This is a genomic window from Candidatus Chloroploca asiatica (genome assembly GCF_002532075.1).
Classification (GTDB): Bacteria; Chloroflexota; Chloroflexia; order Chloroflexales; family Chloroflexaceae; genus Chloroploca; species Chloroploca asiatica.
Genome location: NZ_LYXE01000024.1, coordinates 96,803 through 104,824 on the forward strand (window position 1 = coordinate 96,803; position 8,022 = coordinate 104,824).

Genomic DNA, 8,022 nt, shown 5'->3' on the forward strand with positions numbered 1-8,022 from the left:
GCAAAGGTTTTTTGACGCAAAGGCGCAAAGGCGCGAAGGTTTTTTGGATCGGTCTACGGTGCTTGGCGTCTTTGCGTCTTTGCATCAAGCCTGCGGCGCTTTGCGTCAAACTCGTTCGGAGAGCTCGGCCCAGCGGGTGTAGGCGGTTTCGATGGCTGCTTCGAGCGCGGCGAGGCGGGTTGCGAGGTCGGCGGCGCGGGTGTAGTCGGCGCCTGTGGTGGCGAGTTCGGCGATGATCTGGTCGCGTTCGGCTTCGTGTTGTGGGATGCTTGCTTCGAGTTGTTCGAGTTCGCGCCGCTCTTTGTAGTTCAGCCGCGTGGCCTGGGTTGGGCGCGCTGTGGGGGTGGGCGGAGTGTCGCTAGCCGTTGAGCCGGCCTGCATGCCGGCCCGTGGGCGCATGGGCTCGCGCGCAGCGCTCTTTTCCTGCTTCTTTGCATCGTCGTGAGCCTGCCGGTACTGGCGGTAGAGGGTGTAGCCACCGGGGTATTCGCGGAGTTTGCCGTTGGCTTCGAAGGCGACGGTGCGCTGGGCGATGCGATCGAGGAAGTAGCGGTCGTGGCTGACGACGACGATGGCACCCTGGAATTCGTCGAGGTAGTCTTCGAGCACGGTGAGCGTCTGCAGGTCGAGGTCGTTGGTCGGTTCGTCGAGCAGCAGCAGGTTGGGGGCTTCGATCAGTTGGCGGAGCAGGTAGAGCCGCCGCCGTTCACCGCCCGAGAGGGTGCTGATCAGCGCCCATTGCTGCTCGGGGCTGAAGAGGAAGCGTTCGAGCATCTGGGTAGCCGCGACTAGGGCCCCTTCGCGCCCGCGGATCAGTTCGGCAGCGTCGCGGATGTAGTCCACAACGCGCTGATCCAGGTTCAGACCCTCGGCTTCCTGGTCGTAGTAGGCGTGATGCACCGTAGCGCCAGTGATGATTTCGCCTGCGTCGGGGGTGAGGCGCCCGACGATCAGGTTGAGCAGCGTGGTTTTGCCGCTGCCGTTGCGCCCGATGATAGCGAGCCGGTCGCCGGGACGGATTTCGAGGTTGAGTTGGTTGATCAGAGGCTGGCCCTCGTAGGCATAGGTCAGGTTCTTGATTTCGACGACCCGCTTGCCGAGCCGTCGGCCCTGGGCGAGATCGATGGCAACCTGGCCCTGGCTCGCTTCGGGGCGCTGATCGATCAACTCGTAGACCCGCTCGACGTGGGCCTTTTGCTTGGTCGTGCGGCCCTGCGCGCCCCGCCGGAGCCAGGCAAGCTCTTTGCGCAACAGGTTTTTACGCGCATCAGTCGCGGCAACCTCTTGCTGGAGGCGTTCGGCTTTTTGTTCGAGGAAGCGTCCGTAGTTGCCCTGATAGACGGTTGCGCGACCGCGATCGAGTTCGAGCATGCGGCTCACGAGGCGATCGAGGAAATAGCGGTCGTGCGTGACGAGCAGCAGTGCCGTCGGAATGCGGGCGAGATAATCTTCGAGCCAGGCGACCGTATCGGTATCAATATGGTTGGTTGGCTCATCGAGGATCAGCAAATCAGGCCGATCAACAAGGGCGCGGGCCATGGCGGTGCGCTTGCGCTGCCCCCCCGAGAGCGCCTCAACGGGCACGTTGATCAGCTCGGCGAGGCCCAGTTCATCAAGAATGCTGCGCGCCGCCGTTTCGGCCTCCCACGCACCGAGCGCATCCATCTGGGGCGTCAACTGACCGAGTTGCGTGATGAGCGCGGCGTTATCGGGCTGGTGAGCGAGCGCCGTTGCGACCTGTTCGTAGGTACGGAGGAGCTGGATCGTCGGCGCAGGGCTAGCAAAGACCGCTTCGAGCACAGTGGCCCCTGGCGCAAAGAGGGGGGCCTGGGGGAGATAGGCCAGCGTAATGCCGTTGGCCGTCACCACGCGCCCGCTATCGGGCGGCTCGACGCCAGCAATCACGCGCAGCAGCGTCGTCTTGCCGCTGCCATTGACCCCGATCACCCCAAGGCGCTCACCCTTGAGCATGCCAAACGACACCTCTTCAAAGAGCGGGCGAGGGCCAAATTGTTTACTTATGGCTTCGACAGAGAGAATGGTCATCGGATGTTCTCACGGACGGTTATAGAAGAGAGGGCTACCGCAATCCGCTCGGCCTCTTTGCTTGGAGTATGGTATCCTGGCCTCCATGCTTCCAGCGAGAAGTTGCGGTCGAGAGGGTCTCAGGAAGGGCTTGCCCTCGCTGAAAAAACCACGCCTTCCCTCTTCCGCAAGGCAGCAAGCGCAGCTTGCAAGTATGTAGATTGCCAGCACATTGTACCAGACGGAGCGAGTATGTCGATCGAGCGTGCGTTGGAGGGGGTGCGGATTGTTGAGGTGGCGACCTATTTTCCGGGGCCGCTGTGTACGCAGATTTTGTTGGGCATGGGTGCGCAGGTGACGAAAGTGTCGCGTCCGGGGGGTGATCCGTTGAAGGAGTTGACGCCGCTTGATGCGACGTATGCGCTCTTTAATGGAGGCAAAGAGGAGCTGGAGCTTGATCTGCGTGCGCCCGAGGGTGCGGCGCGGTTGCGCGAGCTCGCGTCAGAAGCGGATGTCCTGGTTGACGGATTGCGTCCGGGGGCGCTGGAGCGGATGGGGTTGGGGGAGACCGCGCTGCGGGCGGCGAATCCGCGGTTGATCTATTGTGCGCTGAGTGCATATGGCAGCCACGGCCCTGAGCGCAGCCGGGCGGGACATGATCTCGATTTCGAGGCGCTTTCGGGGATGGTGGGGGCGACGCTTGCCAATGGCGAGCCAGCGATGCCGGGGGCGCCGTTGACCGATATGGTGAGCGGGTTGACGGCGGCGACGGGCATTCTGGCGGCGCTGCTGGCGCGCGAGAAGCAAGGGCAGGGCACGACCCTCGACGCGTCGATGGCCGGTGCATCGCGGTGGCTAATGGCACTCTGGTATAGCGTCGAGCGCCAGCGCCCGGGGGCGCGTCTGTTGACCGGCGAACGAGCCTACTACCGGCTTTATCGCACGGCGGACGGGCGGCATCTGGCGGCGGCGACGCTGGAACCGCATTTTTGGGCGCGCTTCTGTGGAGCATTGGAGCGCCCTGATCTCGTTGCGCGCCAGTTCGATGCCGACCAGGAGGCCGTGGCGCACGAGGTCGCGGCAGTGGTCGTGCAGCGCACGCTCGCCGAGTGGCAGCGCATCCTTGCGCCGTTGGACGCCTGTGTATCGCCGGTGCTGACCATTGCCGAAGCCGCCGAGGCCGCCGGGGAGATCAGCGTGCGGTTGCCGATTCGCGAGGGATAGGGGCACGGCGGGGGGCACGGGCAAGCCGTGCCCGTACGGCGGCGGGGGGCGCGGCGGGGATCGGGGATCGGGGATCGGGGATCGGGGATCGGGGATCGGGCGGCGGTGGGCACGACGCCATCGTAGGGCCGAAGCACGCGCCTGCTCAGGTGTAGGGTGGTGGCACGGGTGAGGGGCGCGTGCTTCGGCCTTACGGCGATGGGGTGGGCACGGGGCGATGGTGGTGTGGCGATGCGGGCGCAGGGCGCATGCCGGTCGCCAGGGATGGATTTGGGTGCGGGGCAGGGCGCAGCAGCGATGGTATGACGGTGTGGTTGAGAGGGGGCGCATGGGCTGCTGCGCCCCTCCATCGGGGATGGGCGGGGCGGGCGGGGGCGGGGCAGGGGCACGGGCAAGCCGTGCCCGTACATGGGGCGGGGCGGGGTGTAGGGGCACAGCAGCCCCTGGCGCGTCCGTTGGGGGAATGCCTCTCTGATTGCTGCTGCGCCCAGCGGCCTGTTGGTGGCGCAGCCTTCACCATGAGACAATAATGCCTCGTTGCTATGTTATACTGCGTCCAACACCAGATCGTATTGCTTCCACTGCCTAGCCATTGTTCATATTATGGTTGCTTTTGCCATCACCGCCCTTGGGCCAACCCATGCGCTTTTCCGTGGCCGCGAGGCGGAACTCGCGCGGCTGCGGCACCTCTGTCTCGATGATGTCGCGAGCTATCTGGTGCTCTATGGGGGGCGGCAGAATGGCAAGACGAGCCTGTTGCTGCGTCTGGAAGCTGCGTTGCGCTCGGATGCGCGGGTCTGTCGTGTTGATTTTCAGTTGATCAAGGGGGCCTCCGCCGATCGTGCGTTTGCTCATCTCGCGACGCGGATCGCGATCCCGGTTGGCATTGCTGCTCCGGCAGATGTGCAGGATGGCCCGACCTTTCAGCAATTTCTGACCGACGCGCTGGGGCGTGCCGAGATCAGTCGGTTTGTGTTGATGCTGGATGAGTGGGGTGCGTTGCCCGCGCCGACCCGCGAGGCGCTGGCGAATGCGTTGCGCTCGATCTTTCATACGCGGCTGTGGGAGCCGACGCTTGAGAAGTTGCAGGTGATCTTCAGTGGCGGCGTCGAGTTGTACGACCTGATCATCACCGAGGCGTCGTCGTTGCACAATATTTGTGAAGAGGTCTACCTGGGCGATCTTGGAGCGACCGAGGCGCTTGCGTTGATGCAGGATGGGCTGAAGCATCTGGGTCTCAGCGAAGCGGTTGTTGCCGATCTGGGCCGCGCTACCTACGAGCGTGTGAACGGCCACCCGTACCTGACGCAGCGCATCGGGCGCACGATGGTGCAGGCGCTGCAACCGGGCGCACCCCTACCGGCGAACGCGCTGGACCGCGCCATTGCCGAGATCCAGCGCGGCGACCCGTTGCTGCGACGCATCCGCGACGACCTGCGCGAACATCACCTGGAAGACGCGGCGCGCCGCCTGCTCAGTGATCCGCCACCCTTCACCCGCCTGGACGACGCGATGGCCCGGTTGGAACTGATCGGCCTCGCCAGGCCAGCGGGCGACACCTGGGCACCACGGAACGCCTTGCTCGCCGAGGTCTTTGGGCACTTGCTGGGCGTGGCTCCGCCAAGGGTCGTCGCGCCACCAGATGCGGGCGGCGCGACGCCTTCACCTGAGGTGGTTGTCCAGCCTTCAACGTCAGCCGCAGATGCGGGCGGCGCGACGCCTTCACCTGAGGTGGTTGTCCAGCCTTCAACGTCAGCCGCAGATGCGGGAGATGCGACGCCTTCACCTGAGGTGGTTGTCTATCCTTCAACGTCACTCACACGGGGCAAGGTGACGCCGTCGCCGCTGCCCGCGTGGGTGCCACCCCTCATCCAGATTCCGGCTGGCCCCTTTTTGATGGGGAGCAGCGATGCGGATCGGATGGCGGAAGATCGAGAAAAACCGCAACACACCGTGACGCTACCTGGCTACTGGATTGGCACAACGCCCGTGACCAACGCGCAGTTTCGGCCTTTCGTCGAGGGCGATGGCTATGCCAATCCCGCCTACTGGACGAAGGTGGGCTGGGCGTGGCGCGAGCAGGCAAAGATTGTCACTCCTCAATGGTGGAATGACTCGACCTGGAACGGTGCGCAGCATCCCGTCGTGGGCATCAGTTGGTTCGAGGCGGTGGCCTATTGCCGCTGGCTGAGTGCGCAGACCGGGCACGCGTTCCGCCTGCCGACCGAGGCTGAATGGGAGAAAGCCGCCCGTGGCCCCGACGGGCGCATCCGGCCGTGGGGCAATGCCTGGGAGACTGGGCGCTGCAATAGCGAGGAAGCTGGGCATAAACGCACGACCCCAGTCGGCCAGTATCCGACTGGTGCCAGCCCGTACGGGGTGCTGGATATGGCTGGCAACGTCTGGGAGTGGTGCGCGACCCTGTCCGGTAAGGGGTACCCGTATCAATTGGAGGACGAGTGGCAGGCAGCGTATCTAGAATCTGATAAGCTTCGAATACGACGCGGTGGATCGTGGTACCACGACCAAAAATACGTCCGGGCTTCGTACCGCAGCTACAACGACCCGCGCTACCGCTACTACGACGACGGGTTGCGGGTCGCCAGTCATTCTCCACTGCCCGGTTCTGAATCCTGATTGCTGTGGGCTGTTTTTGGGGATCGGGGATCGGGGATTGGGGATCGGGGATAGGAGCAAAGCTTTGCAGAGCGATGCAACAACGTTTTGTGCTGCTGCGCGTTGGCGTCAAACGAATTGTCTTGGTTGCATGGTATGGGGATAGTTTTTGGAGCACTCTATGTCTACCCACAGTGGTTTCGGTGATTTGCCGACGATCCAGGATGAGCTTGGTTTTGGGCCGTCGGCGGTGGCGCTTGCTGAGATTGTGCAGGGCGCGCATCTGGATGATACGCCGTTGACGATTGGCATCTATGGGCCGTGGGGCAGTGGCAAGACGAGCATTATGAAGATGATCTATCAGCCGTTTGATGATCCTGATGCGCCCCACCCCGAGGTGATTCCGATCTGGTTTGATGCCTGGCGCTACGCGCAGAGCGAGGCGCTCTGGCGGGCGTTGTTGATCAGTGTGATTGCGGAGATTCGTAAGCGGGTGCTCGGCAACGAGCATCGTTTGCGTACGCTTGTGGGCGCGCGTGCGCGGAAAGCCGGTGAGGTGCCGCCAGCCGATCCGAAGACGAAATGTGGCGAACTTGAACAGCAACTCGACGATCTGCTGGCGAGTCTCTATCAGACGGTTGAGCGTGAAGAGGTTGGGTCGCTTGCGCTTGATTGGGGCGAAGCAGGCAAAGCGACGGCGCGCACGGCGATCAGGATGGGCCTTTCTGCGCTGCCGTTTGTTGGCACGGTGAGCGATGCGCTGGGGGCCATTGGTAAGGCTGTGCAGGGTGAGGGGCTCAAGCGCGAGGAATTGGAAGGCTTTGCCAAGGCGCTTCGCCGTGAGCGATCAAAGGTCTATAGTGAACAGGTGCGCTCATTAGAGCAGTTCTATCGCCAGTTTCACGACCTGATTGAAGCGTGGGCCGCGCAGGCGGGGTTTCGCCTGGTGATCTTCATTGATGACCTGGATCGCTGTTTGCCCGAGCAGGCGATTGGCGTGCTGGAGGCAATCAAGGTCTTTTTTGATGCCAAAGGCTGCATCTTTGTGCTCGGTGTTGACCGCGAAATCATTGAGCGCGGCATTCGCGTGCGCTACAAAGAGTTTGCTCTCACTGAGAAGGTGACCGAGCCTTTTCCCGTCGCCGAGCGCGACTACCTCGAGAAGATCGTGCAGGTGCCCTTTACCTTGCCGCCGCTGGCTGCCGACACGATCAGCACCTTCTTGCAGAAGCGGTTGCCCGGTGTGTCGGATTTGAGCGAGGTAGAACGCACCCAGGTCGCAAGCGCAATGACCGCTGGGCTCCTGCGCAACCCACGCAAAGTCAAACGCAGCTTCAACATCTTCCGGCTCCACCTGATGCTCGACCGGGCGCATCAACGTCGAACACCCGCGGGACTCATCGCCAAACTGACCGTGATCCAGACTAGTTTTACCCAACTCTACGAACAGATCGCCCGCGAGCCATTGCTGCTGCGCAGCATCGAAGCGATTGTGCGCGGTATGCCGGGTGGCGTAGGGGGCAGCCCGATCCCAACGACCCTGCGCGAAGAAGTTGGGCAACAGGATGAGCGTCTGCGGAAGATGTTGCAGCATGAGCCGTGGTTCGCCGAGCTTGATGAGAACCAGATCCACGAGTTGGTCTACCAGAGCCGCGTATCGCAACAGGGGTAGCGGCGGGGGCGGGGATTGGGGTTCGGGGATTGGGGGATTGGGGGATCGGGGATTGGGGATTGGGGATCGGGCGGCGGCGGTGGGGCACGGCGTAGGGGCACGGCTCGCCCGTGCCCTTCCTTCCATGGGGCACGGTGGGGGCATGGCGGCGGGCCGGTGGGGGCACGGCGGGGGCATGGCGGCGGGCCGGTGGGGGCACGGGCAAGCCGTGCCCGTACGCGGGGTGCGGGCGGGGGCACGGCGTAGGGGCACGGCTCGCCCGTGCCCTTCCTTCCATGGGGCACGGCGGGGCATGGCGGGGGCACGGCGGGGCACGGCGGGGGCACGGCACCGCCGTGCCCGTACGCGGGGTGCGGGCGGGGGCGCGGCGTAGGGGCACGGCTCGCCCGTGCCCTTCCTTCCATGGGGCGGAATGTGTCAAGCACCTTTGGACACGAGTCTTGGTCAAATGCGGTGCATACGTGCCACCAGCGTCACGCCATCCG

The 8,022-nt window shown here is 64.0% G+C and carries 4 protein-coding genes; 3 read left to right on the plus strand and 1 reads right to left on the minus strand.

The window, feature by feature from the left end; all coding sequences use genetic code 11:
* Positions 1–105: 105 nt before the first annotated feature.
* Positions 106–2,046 carry an ABC-F family ATP-binding cassette domain-containing protein gene (locus tag A9Q02_RS02210; protein ID WP_097650734.1) on the minus strand — a complete coding sequence of 647 codons (1,941 nt, stop codon included), beginning with the start codon at positions 2,044–2,046 and terminating at the stop codon, positions 106–108.
* Positions 2,047–2,277: 231 nt separating this feature from the next.
* Between A9Q02_RS02210 and A9Q02_RS02215 the strand changes: the two genes are divergently transcribed.
* The 3 genes from A9Q02_RS02215 (at position 2,278) to A9Q02_RS02225 (ending at position 7,537) form a co-directional block, all read left to right on the plus strand.
* Positions 2,278–3,249, plus strand: a complete 972-nt coding sequence (locus A9Q02_RS02215; RefSeq protein ID WP_172450537.1) for a CaiB/BaiF CoA transferase family protein — start codon at positions 2,278–2,280, stop codon at positions 3,247–3,249.
* Positions 3,250–3,852: 603 nt separating this feature from the next.
* On the plus strand, positions 3,853–5,886 hold the full coding sequence (locus tag A9Q02_RS02220) for an SUMF1/EgtB/PvdO family nonheme iron enzyme (protein ID WP_097650736.1): 2,034 nt from the start codon (positions 3,853–3,855) through the stop codon (positions 5,884–5,886).
* Positions 5,887–6,046: 160 nt separating this feature from the next.
* Positions 6,047–7,537 carry a KAP family P-loop NTPase fold protein gene (locus A9Q02_RS02225; protein WP_097650737.1) on the plus strand — a complete coding sequence of 497 codons (1,491 nt, stop codon included), beginning with the start codon at positions 6,047–6,049 and terminating at the stop codon, positions 7,535–7,537.
* Positions 7,538–8,022: the final 485 nt, after the last annotated feature.